The following is a 24,399-nucleotide window of genomic DNA, read 5'->3' as shown; positions in this document are numbered from 1 at the left end:
GGCGACCGGGACGGCGACCGGGACGGCGACCTGGACGGCGACCTGGACGGCGACCTGACCTGTGGACGGGCCTGTGGACGGCGCCAGCGCGGGGCGGTCCACCCGCGCCGTGGTGCGACGGTGCACCGCGCCACGCCCCTGCCGCCGCAGCTCGCCGACCGTCCCTTCCGGGTGGCCGAGGCCCTCACCCTGGGGGTGACGGCGAAGCGCCTGCGCAGCGACGACCTCTGGACGCCGTTCCGCGGCGTCCGGGTCCCCGTGGCGATCGGCTGGTCGCCGCTGCTGCGGGCACGAGCCGGACTGCTCGTCTGCCCGTCAGGGACCTCCGTGACCGGCCTGCACGCGGTGGCGGCCGCGGGACTGCTCCTGCCGCACGGCTTCGAGGCGGTCCTGGCCGACGAGCCGCTGCTGGTCCAGGTCTCGCTGTCGACGTGGCACTGGGGCTGGTCGCGCGAGGGCTTCGCCGTCGACCCGGTCCCGCTGCCGATCACCGTGCCGAGGACCACCGCGGACGGGGCGACCCGACCCGACGACGCGCACCTGTGGGCCCGAGTCGTCGCCTGGCCCTCGCCGAGGCTGCACCCGCTGCGGCACCGCGCCTACGCCCTGCGCCTCGGTCTCGAGGTCCTCGAGCGCCTCGGTGCGGGCGCGGGCCCGCTGCAGGACGCCGTCCGCGCGCTGCCCCGCCGGTGCGGGCCCGCGTGGCGCCGCTCCTGGCGGCCCTGCTGGAGCAGGCCCGCGAGGACGGGCTCGCCGGGCCCGCGGGCGCGCGCCGCAGCGGGTCCCCGCAGGCCCGGCCCCCGCCTCGCTACCCTCACCGCTCATGGCGCTGTACGCGGCGTACGCCAGCAACCTGCACCCCGAGCGGATGGCCGTGCGGGCGCCCCACTCACCCCTGGAGCAGACGGGCTGGCTGCGCGGCTGGCGGCTGACCTTCGGCGGGGAGGAGCGCGGCTGGGACGGGGCCCTGGCCACCGTCGTCGAGGTGCCGCCCTCGGAGGACCCCGACGCCGAGGTCGAGCACCAGGTGTTCGTGGCCCTGTACGACCTCACCGACGCCGACGCCGAGCAGCTGGACCAGTGGGAGGGCGTCGACATCGGCCTCTACACCAAGGTCAAGGTGCGGGTCGACACCCTCGAGGGCGAGCGGCTGGCCTGGACCTACGTCCTGGACGACTACGAGGGGGGCCTGCCCAGCGCCTTCTACCTCGGGATGCTCGCCGACGCCGCCGAAGCGGCCGGCGCCCCCGACGACTACGTCGCGGAGCTGCGCTCGCGCCCCTGCCGCTCGGTCGGCTGAGCCGCCGCTGCGGCCCCGGGCGGCGGCTCGGTAGCGTTCCCCGCCATGAGCAGTGCAGCCCAGAGCAGTGCAGCCGACCTCGCCGACCCGGCGACCGACCCCTTCGACGTCGCCGCGGCCGCGGCCCGGGTCATCGCCGAGCGCACCGGGGTGGAGCGCCACGAGGTCGCGCTGGTGCTCGGCTCCGGCTGGCAGGTCACCGCCGACCTGGTCGGCGAGACCACCGCCGAGCTCGAGGTCACCGAGCTGCCGGGCTTCCCGCCGGCCGCCGCGCTGGGGCACGTCGGCAGGGTGCGCTCGGTGCGGGTCGACGTCGAGCGGCCCGACGGCAGCAGCCGCCGGGCCGACGCGCTGGTCTTCCTGTCCCGCACGCACCTGTACGAGGGCCGCGGGGTGCGCCCGGTGGTCCACGCGGTGCGCACCGCGGCGGCCGCCGGCTGCTCCACCCTGGTGCTCACCAACGGCTGCGGCGGCCTGGACCCCGACCGCGGCCCGGGCACCCCGGTGCTGGTCAGCGACCACATCAACCTCACCGCCACCTCACCGCTGGAGGGGGCGACCTTCATCGACCTGACCGACCTGTACTCCACGCGGCTGCGGGCGCTGGCGCGCGAGGTGGAGCCCTCCCTCACCGAGGGGGTGTACGTGCAGTTCCGCGGCCCCCACTACGAGACGCCCGCCGAGGTCCGCATGGCCGGGCGCCTGGGCGGTGACCTGGTCGGCATGTCCACTGGCCTGGAGGCCATCGCCGCCCGGCAGGCGGGCCTGGAGGTCCTGGGCCTCTCCCTCGTGACCAACCTGGCCGCCGGCGTCAGCCCGACCCCGCTGGACCCGCAGGAGGTCGTCGACGCGGGCCGGGAGGCCGGGCCCCGCATCGGGGCGCTGCTGGCCTCCGTGGTCCGCCGCGCGCTCGCCGAGCCCCGTCTGTGAGCGGGGACGGGGCCGGGGCCGGAGCCGGGCGGGAGGCCGTGAGCGTGCTGGACGCCGCCACCGCCGAGCGGGCCCGCGCCTGGGCCGCCGGCGACGTCGACGAGAACGACCGCGCCGCCCTGCTGGCGCTGCTCGCCCGCGCCGAGGACGGCGAGCGCGCAGCGGCAGCGGAGGTCGCCTCCGCGCTCGCGGGCGACCTGGAGTTCGGCACGGCCGGTCTGCGCGGCGCGCTGGGCCCGGGCAGCAGCCGCATGAACCGCGCCGTCGTCGTCAGGGCCGCCGCGGGCCTGGCCGAGCACCTGCTGCGCCACGCCGCGCCAGCGGGCGCGGAGGGCAGTGCGGAGGGCGGTGCGGAGGGCAGCGCGCCGCTGTGCGTCATCGGCTACGACGCCCGGCGCGGGTCGGCGCAGTTCGCCCGCGACACCGCCGCCGTCATGACGGCCGCGGGCGTGCGCGCCCTGCTGCTGCCGCGCGCCCTGCCCACCCCGGTGCTGGCCTTCGCGGTGCGCCACCTCGACGCCGACGCCGGGGTCATGGTCACCGCGAGCCACAACCCGCCGCAGGACAACGGCTACAAGGTCTACCTCGGCGGACGCTGCACCCCCGGTGGCGGGCCCACCGGAGCGGAGGACCCCGGCCGCGGTGCCCAGATCGTGCCGCCGGCCGACGCGCAGATCGCCGCCGCCATCGCCGCCCAGCCGCCCGCGGCGGAGGTGCCGCGCGCCGAGGACGGGTGGTCCGTGCTGGGCGGTGAGGTGCTGGAGGCCTACCTGGCGGCCGTCTCCGCCCTGCCCGGTCCCCCGCCGGCCGACGGCCGCCGCGCGGCGCTGCGCGTGGTGCTCACCCCCGTCCACGGCGTGGGCGGCGCCGTCGTCGTGGAGGCGCTGCGCCGGGCGGGCGTCACCGACGTCACCGTCGTCCCCGAGCAGGCCGACCCCGACCCCGACTTCCCCACCACGGCCTTCCCCAACCCCGAGGAGCCCGGGGTCCTGGACCTGGCGCTGGCGCTGGCGCGCTCGCGGGAGGCGGACCTGGTCATCGCGGTGGACCCCGACGCCGACAGGTGCGCCGTCGCCGTCCCCGACCCCGCCCGCGAGGGCGGGTGGCGCCCGCTCAGCGGCGACGAGCTCGGGGCGGTGCTCGGTGAGCACACCGCCTCCGGCGGCCTCGGCGGGCTGCCGGCCGGCGCCGTGCTGGCCTGCTCGCTGGTGTCCAGCAGCCTGCTCGGCCGCATCGCCGCCGCGCACGGGCTCGGGCACGCGGAGACCCTGACCGGCTTCAAGTGGATCTCGCGGGCGCCGGGCCTGGTGTTCGGGTACGAGGAGGCGATCGGCTACTGCGTCGCCCCGCGGCTGGTGCGCGACAAGGACGGCGTCTCGGCGGCCGTCGTCGTCGCCGCCCTGGCGGCCGACCTGCTCGCCGGTCAGGGCGGCCGCGCAGCGGACGGGCGCGGCCTGCTGGCGGTGCTGGACCGGCTCGCCGTCGAGCACGGCGTGCACGCCACCGGGCAGGTCTCCGTGCGCGTGGAGGACCTCTCCCTCATCACCGCCGCGATGGCGCGGCTGCGGGCCCAGCCTCCCGCCGAGCTGGCCGGGGCGCCGGTCGAGCGGGTCGACGACCTCGCGCGGGGGTCGGTGGAGACGACGGGCGTGCCCGCCACCGACGGGCTGCGCTGGACGACGGCGGACGGCGCGCGCGTGGTGGTCCGGCCCAGCGGCACCGAGCCGAAGCTCAAGTGCTACCTCGAGGTCGTCACCCCCGTCGGCGCGGGCGCCGGCGGGGACGGCGGTGCCGAGGCGGCGCTCAGCACGGCGCGCGAGGCCGCCGGGCAGCGGCTGCAGGCCCTGGCGGCGCAGGTGAGGTCGCTGCTGGCGCTGTGAGGCGCGTCCGGGGGAAGATCGCGCGCCGGCCCTCCAGCCGGTCCCCCGCCCTGCCGATGGTCGTCGGGAAGACCGCCGCTGGCGGTGGGGGCCGTCCGGAGGAGGAGGCGTGGCGCGACCGCGGCTGCTGCGCCGGGCCAGGGCCTGGGCGCTCGCCCTGGCCCTGCCCGTGACCTCCTTCGCGTCCATGTCCCTGGTCGGCCTGCTGTGCGAGCGGCTCGGCGTCGACGTGCAGCCGCTGCTGACCGGGACGGCCGGAGCCGTGCTCGGCGCCGTCGGCGCACCCGGCGTGCGCCCGGCCGTGGACCGGGCGGCGGCGGGCCGGTGGGGGTGGGCCGTCCTCGGCCTGCTGTCGCTGGCCGTGGCCGCGCTGCTCGCAGCCCTGGGGCTGGGCGTCGTCGTCCCCGCCGCCTGCGCCGCCGTCGCGCTCCACGGGATGCTCGTGCTGCAGCGGCACCGCAGCGCCGCCGTCGCCGGGGCCGTGCTCGTGCCCTCCGCCGCCGCCCTCGCCGCGCAGGCCGCCGGCTGGGTCGACGGCGTGGTGCCGACGCTGGTCGCGGCGACCGTCGGCACCGCGCTGCTGGCGTTCTCCGTCCCCTCGATGGCCCTGACCGCCCAGCTGCTGGAGCGCTCGCGGCGCGCCGCGGACGCCCTGGAGGCCGAGCGCCGCGCCCACCTCGCCGAGCTGGAGCGGGCGGCGCTGCACGACCCGCTGACCGGCCTGCTGGGCCGCCGCGGGCTGGAGGGGCCGCTGGCGCGCGCCGCCCGCGGGGCGCGCCCCGAGGCGCCCTCGGCGGTCCTCTTCGTCGACCTCGACGGCTTCAAGGCCGTCAACGACGCCCACGGCCACGCCGCCGGCGACGCGCTGCTCGTCGCCGTGGCGCAGCGGCTGGTGGCGTGCCTGCGCGCCGGCGACGTCGTGGCGCGCACGGGGGGCGACGAGTTCGTCGTCGTCCTGCGCGAGCTGGCCGGGGCCCAGGAGGCCGAGGAGCTCGCCGAGCGGGTCCGGCGCGAGGCGCGCCGGGTGGTGGAGCTGCCCGGCGGCGCGCGCGCGGCCGTGACGGCGAGCACGGGCGTGGCGGTCGCCGAGCAGCCGTGCGAGGCCGAGCAGCTGCTCCTGGCGGCCGACGCCGCGATGTACTCCGCCAAGCGGGCCGCCCGCGCCGCCCGCCGGGACCAGCCCCTGCTGCCCGCGGCGGGCTCCTCACCGGCCTGAGCCGGCGGGGCGCTCAGCCCCGGCGGTCCGGCGGGGCGCTCAGCCCCGCGGGAGCCCGTCCAGCACCGCTGCGGTCCCCGACAGGCCCAGCCGGGTGGCGCCGGCCTCGAGCAGGGCGACGGCGGCCTCGGCGGTGCGGATGCCGCCGGAGGCCTTGATCCCCAGGCGGCCGCCCACCGTCGCGTGCATGACCTCCACGGCGTGCACGCTGGCGCCGCCGGCGGGGTGGAAGCCGGTGGAGGTCTTCACGAAGTCGGCGCCCGCCTCCTCGGCGGCGCGGCAGACGGCCACCAGGACGTCGTCCGGCAGCGCCGCGCTCTCCACGATGACCTTGAGCACGCCCGGGGCGGGGACCGCGGCGCGCACCGCGGCGATGTCGGCGCGCACGGCCTCGACGTCGCCGGCCAGGGCCGCCCCCACGTCGATGACCATGTCGACCTCGTGCGCGCCCGCCGCCACGGCGGCCGCCGCTTCGGCGGCCTTGACCTCGCTGGTGTGCTTGCCGGAGGGGAAGCCGCACACCGTGGCCACCACGAGGCCGTCGGTGGAGGCGCCCTCAAGGCGGTCCAGCGGGAGGAAGGACGGGGAGACGCAGACCGCCAGCACGCCCAGGTCCCGGGCGTCGGCGAGCAGGGCGACGACGTCGGCCGCCTGCGCCTCCGGCTTGAGCAGCGTGTGGTCGACCAGGCGGGCGACCCGCGCGGCCGTCCACGTCGTCGTGCTGCCCGTGCCGCTGTCCGTGCTGCTGCCCGTGCTGTCCTGCGTCGTCATGGGCCCATCCTGCCCGCCGCCGGGGCGGAGGCCCGCGAGGGCGGGGCCTCGTGCGCCGCGCTGCGACCAGCAGGGAGGATGGGGCATGGCCACCTCCCCGACGTCCTCCCCGGCAGCGCAGCCCCCGGTGACGGCCCCGGTGCGGGGCCCGGCGCAGGGCCCGGTGCGCTCGGGCCTCGACCTCGCCCACGTCGACAGCTCCGTGCGCCCGCAGGACGACCTGTTCGGCCACGTCAACGGCGCCTGGCTCGCCTCCCACGAGATCCCCGCGGACCGCTCCTCCGACGGCGCGTTCCGGGCGCTGTTCGACGCCGCGGAGGAGCAGGTGCGCGCCATCGTCGAGGAGGCCGCGGCCAGCGCTCCGGCCGCCACCTCCGGTGAGGCCGCCGGCGGGTCTCTGGGCCAGGTGGGGCGCGCCTACCGGGCGTTCATGGACGAGGAGCGGGTGGAGGCCCTCGGCGCCTCCCCGCTGGCACCGCTGCTCGAGGAGGTCGCGGGGGTCCGCGACCGCTCCGCGCTGGCCGCGCTGCTCGGCAGGTACCAGCGCGAGGGCCTGGTGGCGCTGGTCGCCGCCTACGTCTCCCCCGACGCCAAGGACTCCTCCCGCTACGTCGTCTACGCCGAGCAGGCGGGGCTGGGCCTGCCCGACGAGGCGTACTACCGCCTGGACGAGCACGCCGAGGTGCGCGGGAAGTACGTCGAGCACCTCGACAGGCTGTGCGCGCTCGCGGGCCTGGAGCCGCTGGGGGCGACGGTGCTGGACCTGGAGACCGCGCTGGCCGGCGTCAGCTGGGACCGCGTCTCGCGCCGCGACGCGCACAAGACCTACACGCTCATGACGTGGGACGCGCTGGTGGCCAGCGCGCCCGGGCTCGACTGGGAGGCGTGGCGCGCGGCGCTGCTGGACCTCGACGAGGACGGCACCAGCCGCCTGCCCGGCGTCAGCGCGGACGCGCTCGCCGAGGTGGTCGTGCGCCAGCCGTCCTTCGTCACCGGCGCCGCGGCCCTGCTCGACGCCCGTCCGCTGGAGCAGTGGCGGGCCTGGCTGGCGGTGCGGCTGGTGCGCGCCCTGGCGCCCTACCTGTCCTCGGCGCTGGTGGAGGAGCACTTCGACTTCTCCGGGCGCACCCTGTCGGGCACCCCGCAGCTGCGCGAGCGCTGGCGCCGCGGCGTCTCCTTCGTCGAGGGAACCCTCGGGGAGGCCGTCGGGCAGCTGTACGTGGAGCGGCACTTCCCGCCCCGCGCCAAGGAGCGGATGGTCGAGCTGGTGGCCCACCTCGTGGAGGCCTACCGCCGCTCCATCACGGCGCTGGACTGGATGGGCCCCGAGACCCGCCAGAAGGCCCTGGCCAAGCTGGAGGCCTTCACCCCGAAGATCGGCTACCCCGACCGGTGGAAGGACTACTCCTCCCTCGTCGTGGACGGGACCGACCTCGTCGGCACCGTGCGGCGCACCGGTGCGTGGGAGACCGCGTACGAGCTGGCCAAGATCGGGCAGCCGATCGACAGGTCGGAGTGGCTCATGACGCCGCAGACCGTCAACGCCTACTACCACCCGGTCATGAACGAGATCGTCTTCCCCGCGGCGATCCTGCAGCCGCCCTTCTTCGACGCCGACGCCGACGACGCCGCCAACTACGGCGGCATCGGCGCGGTCATCGGCCACGAGATCGGCCACGGCTTCGACGACCAGGGCTCCAAGTACGACGGCTCGGGCAACCTCGTCGACTGGTGGACACCGTCCGACCGCGAGGAGTTCGAGCGCCGCGCCGGCGCGCTCATCGCGCAGTACGCGGCGCTCTCACCGCGCGAGGCGCCGGACGCGCACGTCAACGGCGAGCTGACCGTGGGCGAGAACATCGGCGACCTCGGCGGGCTGACCATCGCGCTGAAGGCGTACCGGATCGCGCTGGAGGAGGCGGGGCTGGCCGAGCGCCCCGAGCTCGACGGCTTCACCGCCACCCAGCGCGTGCTCATCGGCTGGGCGCAGGTGTGGCGGACCAAGACCCGCGAGGCCGAGGTCCGCCGCCGCCTCGCGATCGACCCGCACTCCCCCGCCGACCTGCGCTGCAACGCCGTCGTCACCAACCTCGACGCCTTCCACGAGGCGTTCGGCGTGGTGGAGGGCGACGCCCTGTTCACGCCGCTGGAGCAGCGGGTGCGCATCTGGTGACCCCGCAGCGCCGGTCCTGCACCGAGCTGCTCGGCCGGGCCGTGGAGGAGGGACCGGCGCTCGACGACGACGGGTGGGCGCAGCTGCTGGGCGCCGACGGCGACGACCTCGAGGCGCTGTGCGCGGCCGCCGACGCGGTCCGCGCCGGGGCCCTGACCGCCGGCGGCGGCGACGAGGCGCTGACGTTCGTGGTCAACCGCAACCTCACGACGGCGGCGGTGGCCGGGCCTCCCGGCTCCGCGCAGGCGGAGCTGCGCGACGCCCTCGTCGACGAGGCCGTCGCGCTGGGCGCCACCGAGCTGTGCGTGCAGGGGCCGCTGCCGCCGTCCGGCGCGGCGGCCGGCGGGAGGGACGACGGCCACCTCGACCTGCTGCGCGCGCTGCACGAGCGGGCGCCGCAGCTGCACCTGCACGCCTTCCGGCCCGCGGAGGTGCTCGACGCGGCCGCGCGCTCGGGCCGCACGCCGCGGCAGTGGCTGACGGCCGCCCGCGAGGCCGGGCTGGGCTCGGTGCCGGGGACGGGCGCGCGCGTGCTGGACGACGCGCTGCGCCCGCGGCTGGCCCCGCCCGGCCAGCCGGACCTGACCTCCCAGCAGTGGGTGGACCTCGTCACCACCGCCCACGAGGTGGGCCTGCCCTCCACGGCCACCCTCGTCCACGGCCACCTCGAGACCCCCGCGCAGCAGGTGGCGCACCTGCGCCGGCTGCAGGAGGTGCAGCGGCGCACGGGCGGCTTCACCGAGCTCATCCTCATGCCGTGGGTGCCCTCCCTCACCGGACCGCTGCCCGACCCGCTGCCCGCCGGCCTGCCGCGGCGCTCACCGGGTCCGTCCGCGCGCGAGGTGCGGGCGCTGCACGCGGTGGCCCGGCTGCTCCTGGGCGGGGGCGGCCCGGGCGGCATCGTCCACCAGCAGGTGGCGTGGACCAAGCTCGGCGGCGGCACGAGCCCGCTGGTCGAGCAGGTGCTGGCCGGCGGCGCTGACGACCTCGGCGGCCTGCTGCTCGACGGCTCGGTGCGCCCGGACGCCGGCGCGGAGGCGGGGCTGCAGCTCACCGCGGCCGACGTCGTCGCCGTCGCGGGGCGCCTGGGCCGCACGCCGCGCCAGCGGACCACCACCTACGCCGACGTCCCCCCCGACCGCCGCCTCCCCCTGCCGTGATCGTGGACGATCGGCCACCTCGCGCGGCGGCGGGCGAGCACCCGGCCGTCGAGCACCCGGCTGTCGAGCACCTGGCCGTCGACGTCGCCGTCGTCGGCGCCGGGGTGGCCGGCCTGGCGACGGCCATCCAGCTCCGGCGGCGCGGGCGCGAGACCTTCGTGGTGCTCGAGCGCGGCGACGACGTCGGCGGCACCTGGCGCGACAACACCTACCCCGGCGTCGCCTGCGACGTGCCGGCGCCGCTGTACGCCTACACGTTCCGCCCGCAGCCGGCGTGGACGCACCGCTACGCGCGCGGTGCGCAGGTGCAGGAGTACCTGCGCACCAGCGCGCGCGAGGAGCACCTGGCGCCGCACCTGAGGCTGCGCGCCGACGTCCGCGACGCCACCTGGGACGACGACGGCGGGCGCTGGCGCGTGAGCGCCGCGACGCCGGACGGGGAGCTGCGGGTCAGCGCGCGGGTGCTGGTGACGGCGGTCGGCCGGCTGGCCGAGCCGCGCACCCCCGACGTGCCGGGGCTGGACGCCTTCGAGGGACCCGTGGTGCACACGGCGCGCTGGGACGCCGGGCTCGACCTGCGCGGGCTGCGCGTGGGCGTCGTGGGCACGGGGGCGTCGGCGGTGCAGGTGGTGCCGCAGCTGGCCGGGGTGGCCGGGCAGGTGGTGGTCTTCCAGCGCAGCGCCCCCTGGGTGGTGCCGCGCGGCGACGCCGAGGTGCTGCCGGGCGAGCGGACGGCGCTCCAGCGCGACCCGGGCGCCGTCGCCGCCCTGCGCGCGCAGCTGCTGGCCGAGCTGGACGCCGGCATCGCCGCCCGCCGCCGCGAGCGCCCGGCGCTGGACGCGCTGCGCGCCCGCGCGCTCGAGCACCTGGCCTCCCAGGTGCCGGAGGGGCAGCTGCGCCGGGCGCTGACGCCGGCCTACGAGGTGGGCTGCAAGCGGGTGCTGCTCTCCGACGACTTCTACCCCGCCCTGCTGCGCGACGACGTCTCGCTGGAGCCCAGCGCGCTGGTGGGCGTGGCCGGGCCCGAGCGGCGGACGGCGGTGGCGGGCTCCGGGGCGCGGCACGACCTGGACGCGCTCGTGCTGGCCACCGGGTTCACCACCACGCGCCCGCCCATCGCCGAGCGGCTGCGCGGGCGCGGCGGGCGCACCCTGGCGCAGCGGTGGGCCGGTGGCATGGCGGCCTACGCCTCCACCGCGGTGCCGGGCTTCCCCAACCTGTTCCTGCTCGGTGGGCCGCACGCGGTGCTGGGGCACTCCTCGGCGATCGACGTGCTGGAGGCCCAGGTCGAGCACGTGCTCGGGGCGCTGGAGCACCTGCGCCGCCTCGGGCCCGCGGCGGCGCCGCTGGAGGTCGGGGAGGCCGCCGAGGCGTCCTACCTGCGCGAGGTCGACGCGATGGCCGCCGGCACGGTCTGGGACGACGGCGGCTGCTCCAGCTGGTACCGCGACGACCGCAGCGGCCGCCTGGCGCTGCTGTGGCCGGCGTCGGCGGCGGAGTTCCGGGCGCGCAACGCCCGGTTCGACCCCGCGGCGTACGGGGCGCACCACGCCCGCGACGCCGCCAGCTGACCCCGTTCCTTCCGCACTTTCCGCGGCAAGTGCGCTTCTGACGACCACCCCTGTCGCACTTTCCGCGGCAAGTGCGCTCCTGACAGCGCGGGTACCGCGCTTTCCGCGGCAAGTGCGCAGCGGGAGGGGCGGGGCTCAGGCGGCGGGGCGGCGGGGGGCGAGCCCGACCGGGCGGCGGCCCTGCACGGCCAGCCCGTCGGCGCCCGCGAGCGCCGCGACGGCGGGGCGCACCGCCGGGTCGAGCCAGCGCTCGGCGTCCAGGGCGTGCTCGGGCTGCAGCGCGAGGCGCTCCCGCAGCTCGAAGCCGCTGCCGGCCGACCAGCGCGCGAGGTCGTCCAGGTGCGGCCACGGCCGCTCGGGGTTGACGTGGTCGGGCGTGAGCGGGCTGACGCCGCCCCAGTCGTCCACGCCGGCGCGCAGCAGCAGCGCGAGCTCGGCGGGGTCGGACAGGTTGGGCGGCGCCTGCACGCGCAGGTCCGGTCCCAGGAGGAGCCTGGAGACGGCGAGCGCGGCGGCGTACTCCTGCAGGGCCAGGTCGGGCTCGCCGCGCATCGCCGTGCGCGGCTTGGCGCGGAAGTTCTGGACGATGACCTCGCGCACGTGCCCGTGGCGCCGCGCCGTCGCCGCGACGGCGAGCAGCGACTCCACCCGGTCCGCGGGCGTCTCCCCGATGCCCAGCAGCACGCCGGTGGTGAACGGGACGGCGGCGGCGCCGGCGTCCTCGAGCACCTGCAGCCGCACGGCCGGGTCCTTGTCGGGGCTGCCGAAGTGGGCGGCGCCGCGGCGCTCGAACAGGTCGCGGCTGGTGGTCTCGAGCATCATCCCCATCGACACCGCGACCGGCCGCAGGTCGGCGAGCTCCGCGGCGGTCATGACGCCGGGGTTGAGGTGCGGGAGCATCCCGGTCTCCTCCCGCACCCGGACGGCGAGGTGGCGCACGTACGCGAGCGTCGAGGCGAAGCCGTGCGCGTCCAGCCACTGCTGCGCCTCCGGCCAGCGCGCCTCGGGGCGGTCACCGAGGGTGAAGAGCGCCTCCTTGCACTCCAGGGCGGCGCCGTCGCGGGTGAGCGCGAGCACCTCCTCCTCGCTCATGAAGGGCGCCCGGCCGGCGCGGGCCAGCTGCAGCGGGGTGTCGACGAAGGTGCAGTAGTGGCACCGGTCGCGGCACAGCGTGGTGATCGGGACGAACACCTTGCGGGAGTAGGTGACGGCGCCGGGACGGCCGGCGGCGGCCAGGCCGGCGTCGCGCACCGCGGAGGCGACGCGCAGCAGCCTGTCCAGCGGGTCGCCGTCGCCGAGGCCGCGCGCGGCGAGCAGCGCCTCGGCCTCGTGCGGCTCGAGGGACGCGCCGGACTCCGCGCTGCGCAGCGCCTCCTCGACGGCTCGCTCGCCCGGCGGTGACGTCGGGTCCGGCAGTGCGGTGGTGCTCACCGCACGAGGCTAGGTCGGGCGCGCGCCTCAGCCTCGGGCGGGGACCTGCTGGAGGATCCAGGCGTTGCCGTCGGGGTCGGTGAAGAAGACGAACCGGCCCCACGCCATCTCGTCGACCTCGGTGCACTCCACGCCGCGCGCCAGCAGGTCGGCGCGGGCGGCGTCGGCGTCGTCGACCACCGCCTGCAGGCCCTTCTGGTCACCGGGGCGCACCGGGGTGATGCCCTGCCCGAAGGCGATGGAGCACGCCGACCCGGGCGGGGTGACCTGGACGAAGCGCAGGTCGTCGGTGACGCGCTGGTCGTGGTCGCAGCCCCAGCCGAGCACCTCGGCGTAGAAGTGCTTCGCCGCGTCGACGTCGGAGACGCCGACCATGACCAGCTCCAGCCTGGTGCGCAGGGTGCTCGTGGCCGGGGTCTCCATCGGGTCGCCTGAGACGAGGGTGCTCCGGGGAGCCGTCTGGGCGTCGCTCGTGCTGCTCATGCCACCGCAGCGTGGCACCGCCCACCGACACCCCGGAACCCCCCCACCCCTCGTGATCATGGGCGCCCGCCACCGGAGGGGGTGGCGGATGCCCATGATCACGGACGGGGGTGGGTCAGTCCGCCCAGCCGGGCAGGACGACGTGCTCCAGCAGCGCCATCCGCTCGTCCTGGCCGATGAAGGCCGCGTCGAGGGCGTCGAGGGTGACCTGGCGGAAGTCGTCCCAGCCCCAGCCGGCCTCCTCCGCGAGCAGCACCATCTCGTCGGTCAGCGTGGTGCCCGTCCACAGCCGGTCGTCGCTGGACAGGGTGATCGTGAAGCCGAGGTCGCGCAGGGCGGTCACCTGGTGGCCCGCGATCGACGGCGACGTGCCCGTCTGGGTGTTGGAGCGCGGGCACACCTCCAGCGGGACCTGCCGGTCGCGCACGTAGGACGCCACCCGGCCGAAGCGCGGGCGCGCCGAGGCGTGACCCGCGCCGTCGTCGTCGCCCACGGTCACGTCCTCCAGCACGCGCACGCCGTGCCCGAGGCGGCTGGCGCCGACCGCCAGCGCCTGCGCCACGGACTCCGGGCCCACGGCCTCTCCGGCGTGCACGGTGAAGGGCAGCAGCTCCGAGCGCAGCAGCGCGAACGCCTCCGCGTGGTCGGTGGCCGGGAAGCCGATCTCTGGCCCGGCGATGTCGAAGCCGACCACGCCGGCGTCGCGCCGCGACAGCGCCGCCCGCGCCGCCTCCAGCGACCTGTCGGCCTGGCGCATCGCGCAGACGATGGCGCCCACGCGGATCGGGCGGCCGGCGTCGGCGGCCTCGGCGGCACCGGCGTGCAGGCCGGCGAGCACCGCGTCGAGCACCTCCTCGATGCTCAGGCCTCCTGCGGTGGACAGCTCCGGGGCGAACCGGCTCTCCATGACGACGACGCCGTCCGCAGCCAGGTCGAGCACGCTCTCGCGCGCCACCCGCTCCAGGGCGTGGGGCGTCTGCAGCACCGCCGTGGTGTGCGAGAACGGCTCCAGGAAGGACTCCAGCGAGCCGGAGTCGGCCTGGCGCTGCACCCAGGCGGCGAGGGCCTCCGGGGTGGACTCGGGCAGGTCGTGCCCGATCTCGTCGGCCAGCTCCAGCAGGGTGGAGGCGCGCAGGCCGCCGTCGAGGTGGTCGTGCAGGACCACCTTGGGCGCCCGGGCCAGGCGCTCGCGCAGCTCGCTCACGCGCGGGGCTCCTCGTCGTCGTCGGCGTCGGGGACGGCCAGGCGCTGCTCGACGACGTCGGCCTCGGAGGCCTCGACGTCGCCCAGCGGGCCGACCTCGTCGGCGTCCTCGCTGGGCGCCACGGCGCGCTGCTGCTCGGCCAGGTCGGCGGGGTCCGCCTCGGCGGGGAGGGGGTCGGTCTCGCTCACGCGCGCCAGGCTAGCCACAGCCGCTCAGCCGATGCGGTCCAGGACGACGTCGGTGGCCGCCGCCGCGGACGTCCCCGCCGCACCGACGTCCCAGCCGCCCTCGAGCGCGGCGAGCGCCCGCTCGAAGCGCTCCGGGGTGTCGGTGTGCAGCACCGCGAGCACGTCGCCGGCGCGCACCGCGTCGCCCGGCTTGGCGCGCAGCTCCACCCCGGCGCCGGCCTGCACCTGCTCGCCGGGGCGCGAGCGGCCGGCGCCCAGCCGCCAGGCGGCCAGGCCCACGGCCATGGCGTCGAGGCGGGTCAGGACGCCGTCGGCGCCGGCGCGCACCTCGTGGGTGTGGCGCGCGACGGGCAGCTCAGCGGACGGGTCTCCGCCCTGGGCGGTGATCATGCGCCGCCACACGTCCATGGCCCGGCCGTCGGCGAGGGCGTCGGCGGGGTCGACGTCCCCCCGGCCGGCGGCGGCGAGCATCTCGCGGGCCAGGGCGAGGGTGAGGTCGACGACGTCGCGCGGGCCGCCGCCGGCGAGCACCTCGACGGACTCGCGGACCTCGAGCGCGTTGCCGGCGGTCAGGCCCAGCGGCGTGGACATCTCCGTGAGCAGCGCGACCGTCCGCACCCCGGCGTCGGTGCCGAGGTCGACCATGGTGCGCGCGAGCTCCTCGGCGTCGGCGCGGGTCTTCATGAAGGCACCCGTGCCGACCTTGACGTCGAGCACCAGCGCGCCGGTCCCCTCGGCGATCTTCTTGCTCATGATGGAGCTGGCGATGAGCGGGACCGCCTCCACCGTCCCAGTGACGTCGCGCAGCGCGTAGAGCTTCTTGTCGGCCGGGGCCAGGCCGGAGCCGGCGGCGCAGATGACGGCCCCGACGTCCTCGAGCTGGGCGAGCATCTCCTCGTTGCTCAGCGCCGCGCGCCACCCCGGGATCGCCTCGAGCTTGTCGAGGGTGCCGCCGGTGTGGCCGAGGCCGCGGCCGGAGAGCTGCGGGACGGCGACCCCGCAGGCCGCCACGAGCGGCGCCAGGGGCAGCGTGATCTTGTCGCCGACGCCGCCGGTGGAGTGCTTGTCGGCGGTGGGCCGGCTCAGGCCCGAGAAGTCCAGGCGCTCACCGGAGGCGATCATCGCGGCGGTCCAGCGGGCGGTCTCGCGCCGGTCCATGCCGTTGAGCAGCACCGCCATCGCCAGCGCGCTCATCTGCTCGGGCGCCACCACGCCGCGGGTGAAGGCGTCGACCACCCAGTCGATCTGGGAGTCCGTGAGCTGCTGGCGGTCGCGCTTGGCCGCGATGACCTCGACGGCGTCGTGCGGCTCGGCCTTCGGGGCGGACGGCTGGGCGGGCTGGTGGTCGGCGGGCTGGCTCACGGCGCTCACCCTGCCACTGGCGCCCGCCCGGCCCGCAACCGAGCGCCCCGCTGCGGTTCCGGCGCCCCTGCTGAGCGCAGCCGGGCGCCTGGTCGCGGCTCCGGCGCCCCTGCGAACCGCAGCCGGGCGCCTGGTTGCGGCTCCGGCGCCCCTGCGGACCGCAGCCGGGCGCCCGGTTGCGGTCGAGGAGGACGACGGCGACGGCGGTCAGCCGCGCTCGAGCTCCTCGGGGCCGAAGCCCTGCGGCAGCACCTCGGCCATGGTCTGCACGCCCTCCGGCGTGGACACCAGCAGGGTCCGCCCGCCGTGCTCGTAGAGCAGCTGGCGGCACCGCCCGCACGGCATGATCGACCGGGCGTCGTCGCCCCCCACGCACGCGAAGGCCACCAGCCGCCCGCCCCCGCCGGCCACGAGGGAGGAGACCAGGCCGCACTCGGCGCACAGCGTCACCCCGTAGCCGGCGTTCTCGACGTTGCACCCGGTGACCACGCGCCCGTCGTCGACCAGCGCGGCAGCGCCCACGCGGAAGCGCGAGTACGGCGCGTAGGCGTGCTGCTGGACCTCGCGGGCGGCGGCCAGCAGGCCGTCCCAGTCGACGTCCTGCTCCTGCGGTGCTCCGGCCACGGCGGGCTCCCTCACTGCTTGACGTAGGGCTCGCCGTCGGCGGCCGGCGGGCGCACGCGCCCGACCAGCCCGGCGACGGCGAAGACGGTGACGAGGTAGGGCGCCATGAGCAGGAACTGCGAGGGCACCGGTGTCGCGATGGAGGCCAGGATGTCCTGCAGGTTGGTCGCCAGCCCGAACAGCAGCGCCGCCACCAGCGCCCCGACCGGCGTGTACCGGCCGAAGATCATCGCCGCGAGGGCGATGTAGCCCTTCCCGGCGCTGATCTCCTGGCCGAAGGCGAGGCCCACGCCGAGGGTGAGCATCGCGCCGCCCAGGCCGGCCAGCGCCCCGGAGAGGATGACGTTGGTGAAGCGGGTGCGGTTGACGTCGATGCCGACGGTGTCGGCGGCCTTGGGGTGCTCCCCCACCGCGCGTACCCGCAGCCCCCAGCGGGTGCGGAACAGCGCCACGTGCACGACGGCCACCAGCACGTACATGAGGTAGACGACCACGGACTGGTTGAACAGCACCGAGCCGACCACGGGGATGTCGGCGAGCAGCGGGATGCGCACCGGCGCCAGGCCGGGCGGGGAGTTCAGGCCCGAGCTGCCGGACAGCACGGTGCTGAACAGGTAGCTGGTCAGGCCCACCACCAGCACGTTGAGCACGACGCCCACGATGATCTGGTTGACGACGTAGCGGATGGCGAAGACGGCCAGCAGCAGGCCCACCAGGGCCCCGGCCAGCGGTGCGGCGAGCAGGCCGGCGTAGGCGTTCTGCGCGGCGCTGGCCACCACGGCGGCGCCGAAGGCGCCCGCCAGCAGCTGCCCCTCGATGGCGATGTTCACCACGCCGGCGCGCTCGCTGACGACGCCGCCCAGCGCTCCGAGCACCAGCGGCACCGAGAGCACCAGGCCGCCGCCGAGCAGCCCGACCAGGCTGATCGTCTGCCCGGCGACCACCCACACGAGGAAGCCGACCAGCCAGAACAGCCCGAAGACGGCGGGCGCCCACCACCCGGTGCGGCGGCCGGCGCGCCGGTCCCGCTCGACCAGCACGGTGATGGCGATGCAGACCAGCGCCACCACCCAGCCGGCCGCCGCGCCCGGCAGCGGCAGCTCGGGCAGCTGGACGGCGTCGCTGCGGCCCGAGAGGCGGAACCGGGAGGTGCCGTCGGGGGCGGAGATCGCGAAGAGCGCCACCGCGACCGCCGACAGCACCGCGTAGGTGATGACCGGGCGGGCGCTGGGCCTGTCGACGGCGGGCGCGCTGCGCCCGGCGGCGGGCCCGGTGGCCGGAGAGGGCGAGGTGGTCGGTGCGGCGGTCACGCGGCGGCCCTCCCGGCCTGCGAGGTCTGGGCGGCGCCGGAGCGGCCCCGCCCCTTGCGGGCGCGGCGGCCCGGGTCGAGCCGGAACACCGTGCGCACCAGCGGCGGCGCTGCGATGAGCAGCACGATCACCGACTGGACGACGAGGACGATGTTGATGGACGTGCCGGTGGAGGCCTGCATGAGCACGCCCCCGGCGCGCAGGGCGCCGAAGAGCAGGCCCGCCAGGACCACCCCGAGCGGCCGGGACCGCCCGAGCAGCGCCACGGTGATGGCGTCGAAGCCGATCTGACCGGCGATGCCGGCGGTGAGGGACTTCTCGGTGCCCAGCAGCTGCGCCGAGCCGGCCAGGCCCGCCAGCGCGCCGGAGGCGAGCATCACCCCGACGAAGGCCCACGACACCGAGATGCCCGCAGTGCGGGCCGCTGCCGGGTTGGCGCCGACGGCGCGCCAGCGGAAGCCGGCGGTGCTGCGCTCCAGCAGCCACCACACGGCGGCCGCGGCCAGCAGGACCACCAGGAAGCCCAGGTGCAGGCGGAACTGCGAGCCCAGGAGCAGCGGGAAGACGGCCGAGTCGGCCACCGGCGGCGAGATGGGGTTGGCCGAGCCCCCGCGCTGGAAGGACGGCGTGGTCAGCAGGTAGCTCAGCAGCTGCAGGGCCACGTAGTTGAGCATGATCGTGACGATGACCTCCGACGCCCCGGCGCGGGCGCGCAGCAGGCCGACCAGGCCGCCCCACAGCGCACCCCCGACCACGCCGGCGAGGACCGCCAGCGGCAGGTGCACCACCAGGGGCGCGTCGATCCCGAAGCCCACGGCCCCGGCGAAGAGCGCGCCGATGATGATCTGGCCCTGCGCGCCGATGTTGAACAGGCCCGCGCGGAAGGCGAGCGCCACCGCCAGGCCCGCCGCGATCAGCGGGGTCGCGACCGTGAGCGTCTCGGTCAGGGGGCGCACGGCGCGCACGAAGCTCGGCGCCTGCCAGTCGATGACGGCGCCGCGCAGCATCGCGGCGTAGGCCTGCACGGCGGCGTCCCAGCCGGCGACGAGGGTGTCGGTGGGCCGGGCGAAGAAGTACCCCGACGCCTCGCGCGTGGACTCGTCGGTGACGGCGATGAGCAGGCCGCCGAGCACGAAGGCGACCAGCACGGCCAGCAGCGAGACCAGCCAGGTGCTGGAGCGGGCGTCGGCCAGCCAGGCGGCGGCGCTGCCCGCGCGCGCCGGCTGGTCCGGCGCCGAGGGCGCGGGCGGCCCCCCTGCCGCTGCCGGAGGGGTGGCGCCCGTGGGCGGGGTGGGCTGGGTGCTGCTCATCGGGTGGGCGTCCCGTCCGGGTGGTCGGCGGCGGCGTCGGCCTCCGCGGCGGCGGTCTCGACCTCGCTGGGGTGCTCGGCGGCCTGCTGCGCGGCCTCGGCGGCGGGGACGCCGGCCATCATGAGGCCGAGCACGTCCCTGTCGGTGCCGCCGGGCACGACGCCCACCACCTTGCCGCGGTACATCACGGCGATCCTGTCGGCCAGGGCGAGCACCTCGTCGAGCTCGGTGGACACGATGAGCACCGGCGTGCCGGCGTCGCGCTCGGCGACGATGCGCCGGTGGACGAACTCGATGGAGCCGACGTCCAGGCCGCGCGTCGGCTGGGAGGCGATGAAGAGCTGCAGCGGGCGGCTGAGCTCGCGGGCCAGCACGACCTTCTGCTGGTTGCCGCCCGAGAGCGTCCCGGCGGCGACCGACGGGCCGGAGGCGCGCACGTCGTACTGGGCGATGAGCTCGGTGGCGTTGCGGCGCAGCGCGGCGCGGTCCATCGCGGGCCCCCGCGCGAAGGCGCCGTCGCGGTGGCGGTCGAGCACGAGGTTCTCCTCGATGGAGAAGCTGCCGACCAGCCCGTCGTGGGTGCGGTCCTCGGGCACGAAGCCGACGCCGGCCTCGAGCACCTGCCGCGTGGAGCGGCCCACCAGCTCCTGCCCGACGAGGCGGACCGAGCCGCTGACGTCGGGCTGCAGCCCCACGATCGCCTCGGTGAGCTCGGTCTGCCCGTTGCCCTGCACCCCGGCGACGGCGAGGACCTCCCCGCGGGCGATGTCGAGGTCGACCCCGTCGACCACGCGGGCGCCGGTGGCGTCGCGCACCACGAGGCCGCGCACCTGCACGGTGACCTCCCCGGGCCGCGCGGGGGCGCGCTCGACGCCGAGGGAGACGCTGCGCCCGACCATGAGCGCGGCCAGCTCGTTCTCCGGCGCGGTGGGGTCGGCGCTGCCGACCACCTTCCCGCGGCGGATGACGGTGATGCGGTCGGCGATGGCCCGCACCTCGCGCAGCTTGTGGGTGATGAAGACGATGGAGGTCCCCGCCGCCGTGAGCTGGCGCATGATCGTGATGAGCTCGTCGGTCTCCTGCGGGGTCAGGACGGCGGTGGGCTCGTCGAGGATGAGCACCTCCGCGTCGCGCACGAGCGCCTTGATGATCTCCACGCGCTGCTGCACCCCGACCGGCAGGTCCTCCACCAGGGCGTCGGGGTCGACGGCCAGGCCGTAGCGGTCCGACAGCTCGCGCACGCGTCGGCGCGCGGTCGCAAGGTCGAGCAGGCCGTTCTTCGTGGGCTCGTTGCCGAGCACGACGTTCTCGGCGACGGTGAAGACCGGGACGAGCATGAAGTGCTGGTGGACCATCCCGATGCCCGCGGCCATGGCGTCCCCGGGCCCGGTCAGCTCCAGGGGCCGCCCGTCGACGAGGATGCGGCCCGCGTCGGGCCGGTACAGCCCGTAGAGCACGTTCATGAGGGTGCTCTTGCCGGCGCCGTTCTCCCCCAGCAGGCAGTGCACCTCGCCGGGGGCGACGACGAGGTCGATGGCGTCGTTGGCCACCAGCGACCCGAAGCGCTTGGTGATCCCCTCCAGCGCGAGCTCCACGCCCGCACCTCCTTCCGGCCCCCGTGGGCCTGCCGGTCCGCTGCCGTCCTGCGACGTCGCCGCACGGTTCGGGCCCCCCGGCACGCTACCGGGGGGCCCGAGTGCGACCTCCCGCGGTGAGGCGGGCGGTCAGGGGCGGGTCACGGGGTGGAGGGGGACTCCACCGTGATCGACCCGTCGATGATCTGCTGCTGCAGGGCGGTCACGCCGTCCTTGACCTCCTGCGGGACCTCGGCGTCGAGGTCGTGGTACGGCGCCAGGCTGACGCCGCCGTTCTCCAGCGTGCCGACGTAGGGCTCGGAGGTGAACTGCCCGTCGACCTCGGTCTGCACCGCGTCCTTGACGGCCGCGCCGATCTCCTTCACCACCGTGGTGAGGATGATGTCGCGGTAGTCGGGCTGGGTGTTGTAGCCGTCGGAGTCGACCCAGATGACCTTGACGTCACCGGCGGCGCGGGCAGCGGCGAGCGTGCCGGCGCCGACGGGGCCGGCCACCGGCAGGATGATGTCCGCGCCCTGGTCGATGAAGTTCTGGGTGGTGTTCTGGCCCTTGCTGGCGTCCTCGAAGTCGCCGGTGAAGGAGCCCGTCTGCGCGGCCTTGTCCCAGCCCAGGACCTTCACGTCGGTGCCGTTGTCCTGGTTGTACTTCGCGACGCCGTCCACGAAGCCGTCCATGAAGATCGTCACCGAGGGCAGCTGGATGCCGCCGTAGGTGGCCACGGTGCCGGTCTGGGACGTGCCCGCCGCGACGTAGCCGGCGAGGTAGGCGGCCTGCGCGGTGTCGAACAGCAGCGGCTTGACGTTGTCGCGGGCCGGGTCGACCTGGGAGTCGACCAGGGCGAACTGGGTGTCCTTGTTGGCGTCGGCGGCCTGGCCGGTCGCGTCGGCGAGCAGGAAGCCCACCGCGACGACGAGGTTGCAGTTCTGCTGCACCAGGCTGGCGATGTTCGGGGCGTAGTCGGCGTTGCTGCTCGACTCGGTGGTGGCGGTCTGCACGCCGAGCTCGCTGGCGGCCTCCTCCAGGCCCTCCAGGCCGGCCTGGTTGAAGGACTGGTCCTCGAAGCCGCCGGCGTCCGAGACCATGCAGGCCTTGAAGTCGGAGGCGCCGCCGGACGCGCTGCCGGAGGCAGCGCCCCCACCGGTCTCCGACGTCGGCGCCTCGCCGCAGCCGGCGGCCAGCAGGGCGATCGCCCCGACGGCCGCGAGGGAGCCGAGCTTCTTCTTCACGAGATCTGTCCTCCGTCGGGGGGCGGTGTCGCCCGGAACCCTAGGGGGGCGCCGCCCCCCGCGACGAGCCCCGGGGTGAGGATCGCAACCGTTCCGTGACCCGGGCGCCTCACGCCGGCGGCAGCCGCAGGCCCTCCAGCGCCGCCGCGGCGAGCAGGCGGGCGCCGTGGGCGATGGCGCGCTCGTCGGCCTCGAAGTCGCCCCGGTGCAGGTCGTGGGTGGGACCGCCCGGGGTGCGGGTGCCCAGGCGCGCCATCGCCCCGGCGGTGTGCTGCAGGTACCAGGCGAAGTCCTCCCCGCCCAGGCTCTGGTCGGTCGGCACGGCGGCGCCCTCGCCCAGCTGCTCCTCGGCCGCGCGCTGCAGCAGCCCGGTGCTCACGGCCTCGTTGACCACGGGCGGCACGCCGCGCTGCAGGTCGACGTCGGCGCGCACGCCGTAGGGGGCCACCACCTCGCGCACCACCTGCGGCAGCAGGTCCCCGGCGTCCTGCCAGGCGTCCTGGCGCACGCAGCGCAGGGTGCCCTCGACCACCCCGACGCGCGGGATGGCGTTGGCGGCGCCGCCGGCGCTGACGCGGCCCCACACCAGGGACACCCCGGCGCGCGGGTCCAGCCGGCGCGACATCACCGCGGGCACCTCGGTGACCACCTTGGCCAGGGCGAAGACGAGGTCGCCGGTGAGGTGGGGCCGCGAGGTGTGCCCGCCGGGCCCGTGCAGCTCGACCTTGACCTGGTCGAAGGCCGAGGTCAGGGCGCCCACGCGCAGGCCCACCCTGCCGACGTCGGTGTGCGGGTCGCAGTGCACGGCGAAGATGCGCTCCACGCCGTCGAGCGCGCCGGCGGCCACCACCCCCAGCGCCCCGCCGGGGGTGACCTCCTCGGCGGGCTGGAAGACCAGCCGGACGCGGCCGGGCAGGTGGCCGGCGCGCGCCAGGTCGGCCAGCACCAGGCCGGCGCCCAGCACCGCGGCGGTGTGCACGTCGTGCCCGCAGGCGTGCGCGACGCCGGGCACCCGGGAGGCCCAGGGGCTGGAGGTCTCGTCCGCGAGCGGCAGGGCGTCGAGGTCGGCGCGCAGCGCGACGGCGCGCGGGCCCTCGCCCACGTCGCACACCAGCCCGGTGCCGGGCAGCAGCCGCGGCTCCAGGCCCGCCGAGCGCAGCTGCTCGGCCACCCGGGCGGTGGTGCGGTGCTCGGCGTGGGCGGTCTCGGGGTGGGCGTGCACGTCCCGCCGGAAGGCGACCAGGGCCTCCAGGCGCGGCGCGAGGAGCTCGGTCAGGGAGCGGGGGCGCGCCGGCTCGCGCTCCGGGGACCGGCGGACGTGGTAGGTCACCGCAGGATCACGCGCGCGTCACAGCAGGTCCTCGCGCCCGCGCTCGCGCCAGGCGCCGACGAGGCCCTTGACCGACTGCGCGTGCTCGCGGGTGGTGACGAGCAGGGCGTCCGGGGTGTCGACGACGACGACGTCGGGCACGCCCAGCACCGACACGGTGCGCCCGGGCACGCCGCTGCCGGCCACCACCACGCCCGTGGCGGCCAGGCCCAGCACGCCGGCCTCCTCGCCCAGCACCGCCACGCCCGAGGACGCGCCGGGCAGCAGGGTCGCCAGGGAGTCCCAGTCCCCGACGTCGTCCCAGCCGAAGGAGCCGGGCACCACGGCCACCCCGCCGGCGGCGGCGACCGGCTCGGCGATCGCGTGGTCGATGGCGATCTTGACCAGCCCGGGCCAGACGGCGGCGGTGACCTCCTCGCGGCGCGGGGAGTCCCAGGCGGCGGCGACCTCGCGCAGCCCCTCGGCCAGGGCGGGCAGCTGTCCGTGCAGGTGGTCGAGCAGCCGGCCGGCGCCGACGACGAACATGCCGGCGTTCCAGCGGTGCTGGCCCCCGGCGACGTACGCGGCGGCGGTGGCGGCGTCGGGCTTCTCGACGAACTCCGCGACGCGCAGCGCGTCGGGCGCGCCCTCGACGGCCAGCGGCCCGGCGCTGCGGATGTAGCCGAAGCCGGTGGCGGGCCCGCTGGGGGTGATGCCGATGGTCACGACCTCGCCGGTGCGGGCCGCGGCGACGGCCTGGGCCACGGCCTCGCCGAAGGCCTCGTCGTCGTCGATGACGTGGTCGGCCGCGAAGGAGCCGAGCACCGCCTGCGGGCCCTCGCGGCGCTCCAGGACGGCGGCGGCCAGGCCGATGGCGGCCATCGAGTCGCGCGCGGAGGGCTCGAGCAGGAGGTTCTCCGGCGGCAGCCCCGGCAGCGCGGCGCGCACCGCCGCGGCGTGGGAGCGGCCGGTGACCAGCAGCACCCGCTCGGCGCCGGCGAGCGGCTCCAGGCGGTCCCAGGTGGCCTGCAGCAGCGAGCGCCCCGAGCCCGTCAGGTCGTGGAGGAACTTGGGCGCACCGGCGCGCGAGAGGGGCCACAGGCGGGTGCCCGCGCCACCGGCGGGCACGACGGCGGCGAAGCCCTCGATGCGGCGGCCCCGGCGGTGGGAGGCGTCACTGGTGGTCACGCCGCCAGCCTGGCACAACGGGGTGAGGCGTAGGTCACCTCGGGGCGTCGTCCACGCGGTGCGGTCCCCCTGCGGCGCTAGGCTCGGCGAGCGACGCCGCAGTCACGGCACGACCCCAGCGAGGCACCAGCCAGCGCTCAGGACCTGCCGGCCGGGGCGCCGTCCACC

20 protein-coding genes are annotated in these 24,399 nt (G+C 76.9%); 7 read left to right on the top strand and 13 right to left on the bottom strand.

Annotated features, from left to right (window positions below; genetic code table 11):
- The first annotated feature begins 823 nt into the window (after positions 1–823).
- From ACUN9U_RS15880 to ACUN9U_RS15865, 4 genes are all read left to right on the top strand, one after another.
- The gene (locus ACUN9U_RS15880; RefSeq protein WP_445485987.1) at positions 824–1,300 is read left to right on the top strand and encodes a gamma-glutamylcyclotransferase; all 477 of its coding nucleotides are present in this window, start codon (positions 824–826) and stop codon (positions 1,298–1,300) included.
- 45 nt (positions 1,301–1,345) lie between these two features.
- The gene (locus tag ACUN9U_RS15875; RefSeq protein WP_445485986.1) at positions 1,346–2,230 is read left to right on the top strand and encodes a purine-nucleoside phosphorylase; all 885 of its coding nucleotides are present in this window, start codon (positions 1,346–1,348) and stop codon (positions 2,228–2,230) included.
- 38 nt (positions 2,231–2,268) lie between these two features.
- Positions 2,269–4,110 carry a phospho-sugar mutase gene (locus tag ACUN9U_RS15870; protein WP_445485985.1) on the top strand — a complete coding sequence of 614 codons (1,842 nt, stop codon included), beginning with the start codon at positions 2,269–2,271 and terminating at the stop codon, positions 4,108–4,110.
- Positions 4,111–4,219: 109 nt separating this feature from the next.
- Positions 4,220–5,326 (top strand): GGDEF domain-containing protein, encoded by a 1,107-nt coding sequence (locus ACUN9U_RS15865; RefSeq protein WP_445485984.1) that lies wholly within the window; start codon positions 4,220–4,222, stop codon positions 5,324–5,326.
- 39 nt (positions 5,327–5,365) lie between these two features.
- Here ACUN9U_RS15865 and deoC read toward each other — a convergent pair whose 3' ends face one another.
- The gene (gene deoC / locus ACUN9U_RS15860; protein ID WP_445485983.1) at positions 5,366–6,097 is read right to left on the bottom strand and encodes a deoxyribose-phosphate aldolase; all 732 of its coding nucleotides are present in this window, start codon (positions 6,095–6,097) and stop codon (positions 5,366–5,368) included.
- An 85-nt stretch (positions 6,098–6,182) separates the two neighbouring features.
- Here deoC and ACUN9U_RS15855 point away from each other — a divergent pair, with 85 nt between their 5' ends.
- Genes ACUN9U_RS15855 through ACUN9U_RS15845 form a run of 3 tightly spaced genes read left to right on the top strand, consistent with a single transcriptional unit; the run spans position 6,183 to position 11,001 of the window.
- Positions 6,183–8,270, top strand: a complete 2,088-nt coding sequence (locus ACUN9U_RS15855) for a M13 family metallopeptidase (protein WP_445485982.1) — start codon at positions 6,183–6,185, stop codon at positions 8,268–8,270.
- Positions 8,267–9,430 carry an FO synthase gene (locus ACUN9U_RS15850; protein ID WP_445485980.1) on the top strand — a complete coding sequence of 388 codons (1,164 nt, stop codon included), beginning with the start codon at positions 8,267–8,269 and terminating at the stop codon, positions 9,428–9,430. The genes ACUN9U_RS15855 and ACUN9U_RS15850 overlap by 4 nt, the downstream gene beginning before the upstream one ends.
- Positions 9,427–11,001, top strand: a complete 1,575-nt coding sequence (locus ACUN9U_RS15845; RefSeq protein ID WP_445485979.1) for a flavin-containing monooxygenase — start codon at positions 9,427–9,429, stop codon at positions 10,999–11,001. Before ACUN9U_RS15850 ends, ACUN9U_RS15845 begins: the two co-directional genes overlap by 4 nt.
- Before the next feature lie 135 nt (positions 11,002–11,136).
- On the opposite strand, the gene cofG is transcribed toward ACUN9U_RS15845, so the two are convergent.
- The 12 genes from cofG to ACUN9U_RS15785 form a co-directional block, all read right to left on the bottom strand.
- Positions 11,137–12,432 carry a 7,8-didemethyl-8-hydroxy-5-deazariboflavin synthase CofG gene (gene cofG / locus ACUN9U_RS15840; protein ID WP_445485978.1) on the bottom strand — a complete coding sequence of 432 codons (1,296 nt, stop codon included), beginning with the start codon at positions 12,430–12,432 and terminating at the stop codon, positions 11,137–11,139.
- Positions 12,433–12,459: 27 nt separating this feature from the next.
- Entirely contained in the window at positions 12,460–12,855 is a 396-nt protein-coding gene (locus ACUN9U_RS15835) for a VOC family protein (protein WP_445485990.1), read from the bottom strand.
- A gap of 175 nt (positions 12,856–13,030) precedes the next feature.
- Positions 13,031–14,119 (bottom strand): adenosine deaminase, encoded by a 1,089-nt coding sequence (locus ACUN9U_RS15830; RefSeq protein ID WP_445485977.1) that lies wholly within the window; start codon positions 14,117–14,119, stop codon positions 13,031–13,033.
- Positions 14,116–14,307 carry a hypothetical protein gene (locus ACUN9U_RS15825; protein WP_445485976.1) on the bottom strand — a complete coding sequence of 64 codons (192 nt, stop codon included), beginning with the start codon at positions 14,305–14,307 and terminating at the stop codon, positions 14,116–14,118. Before ACUN9U_RS15825 ends, ACUN9U_RS15830 begins: the two co-directional genes overlap by 4 nt.
- Before the next feature lie 24 nt (positions 14,308–14,331).
- Positions 14,332–15,669 (bottom strand): thymidine phosphorylase, encoded by a 1,338-nt coding sequence (locus ACUN9U_RS15820; protein WP_445485975.1) that lies wholly within the window; start codon positions 15,667–15,669, stop codon positions 14,332–14,334.
- A gap of 207 nt (positions 15,670–15,876) precedes the next feature.
- Entirely contained in the window at positions 15,877–16,293 is a 417-nt protein-coding gene (locus ACUN9U_RS15815; protein ID WP_445485974.1) for a cytidine deaminase, read from the bottom strand.
- 11 nt (positions 16,294–16,304) lie between these two features.
- Entirely contained in the window at positions 16,305–17,603 is a 1,299-nt protein-coding gene (locus tag ACUN9U_RS15810; RefSeq protein ID WP_445485973.1) for an ABC transporter permease, read from the bottom strand.
- A complete protein-coding gene (locus ACUN9U_RS15805; RefSeq protein ID WP_445485972.1) occupies positions 17,600–18,913 on the bottom strand; it encodes an ABC transporter permease in 1,314 nt (437 codons plus the stop codon). Before ACUN9U_RS15805 ends, ACUN9U_RS15810 begins: the two co-directional genes overlap by 4 nt.
- The gene (locus ACUN9U_RS15800) at positions 18,910–20,508 is read right to left on the bottom strand and encodes an ABC transporter ATP-binding protein (RefSeq protein ID WP_445485970.1); all 1,599 of its coding nucleotides are present in this window, start codon (positions 20,506–20,508) and stop codon (positions 18,910–18,912) included. The genes ACUN9U_RS15805 and ACUN9U_RS15800 overlap by 4 nt, the downstream gene beginning before the upstream one ends.
- A gap of 140 nt (positions 20,509–20,648) precedes the next feature.
- Complete coding sequence (locus ACUN9U_RS15795; protein WP_445485969.1) at positions 20,649–21,734, bottom strand: BMP family lipoprotein; 1,086 nt, start codon at positions 21,732–21,734, stop codon at positions 20,649–20,651.
- Positions 21,735–21,843: 109 nt separating this feature from the next.
- The gene (locus tag ACUN9U_RS15790) at positions 21,844–23,064 is read right to left on the bottom strand and encodes an amidohydrolase (RefSeq protein WP_445485968.1); all 1,221 of its coding nucleotides are present in this window, start codon (positions 23,062–23,064) and stop codon (positions 21,844–21,846) included.
- Between the two features lie 18 nt (positions 23,065–23,082).
- Entirely contained in the window at positions 23,083–24,231 is a 1,149-nt protein-coding gene (locus ACUN9U_RS15785) for a mannose-1-phosphate guanylyltransferase (protein WP_445485967.1), read from the bottom strand.
- Between the last annotated feature and the right edge of the window lie 168 nt (positions 24,232–24,399).

The organism is Quadrisphaera sp. KR29, assembly GCF_052644995.1.
The sequence above is the reverse complement of the archived record's forward strand: the minus strand, read 5'-3'. Positions and strand labels throughout refer to the sequence as shown.

Excerpts from the sequence above, each read along its gene's own strand:
- ACUN9U_RS15855 (WP_445485982.1), top strand. The coding sequence starts at position 6,183 with ATGGCCACCTCCCCGACGTCCTCCCCGGCAGCGCAGCCCCCGGTGACG.
- ACUN9U_RS15880 (WP_445485987.1), top strand. The coding sequence starts at position 824 with ATGGCGCTGTACGCGGCGTACGCCAGCAACCTGCACCCCGAGCGGATG.
- ACUN9U_RS15805 (WP_445485972.1), bottom strand. The coding sequence starts at position 18,913 with ATGAGCAGCACCCAGCCCACCCCGCCCACGGGCGCCACCCCTCCGGCA.
- ACUN9U_RS15875 (WP_445485986.1), top strand. The coding sequence starts at position 1,346 with ATGAGCAGTGCAGCCCAGAGCAGTGCAGCCGACCTCGCCGACCCGGCG.
- ACUN9U_RS15835 (WP_445485990.1), bottom strand. The coding sequence starts at position 12,855 with ATGGAGACCCCGGCCACGAGCACCCTGCGCACCAGGCTGGAGCTGGTC.
- deoC (WP_445485983.1), bottom strand. The coding sequence starts at position 6,097 with ATGACGACGCAGGACAGCACGGGCAGCAGCACGGACAGCGGCACGGGC.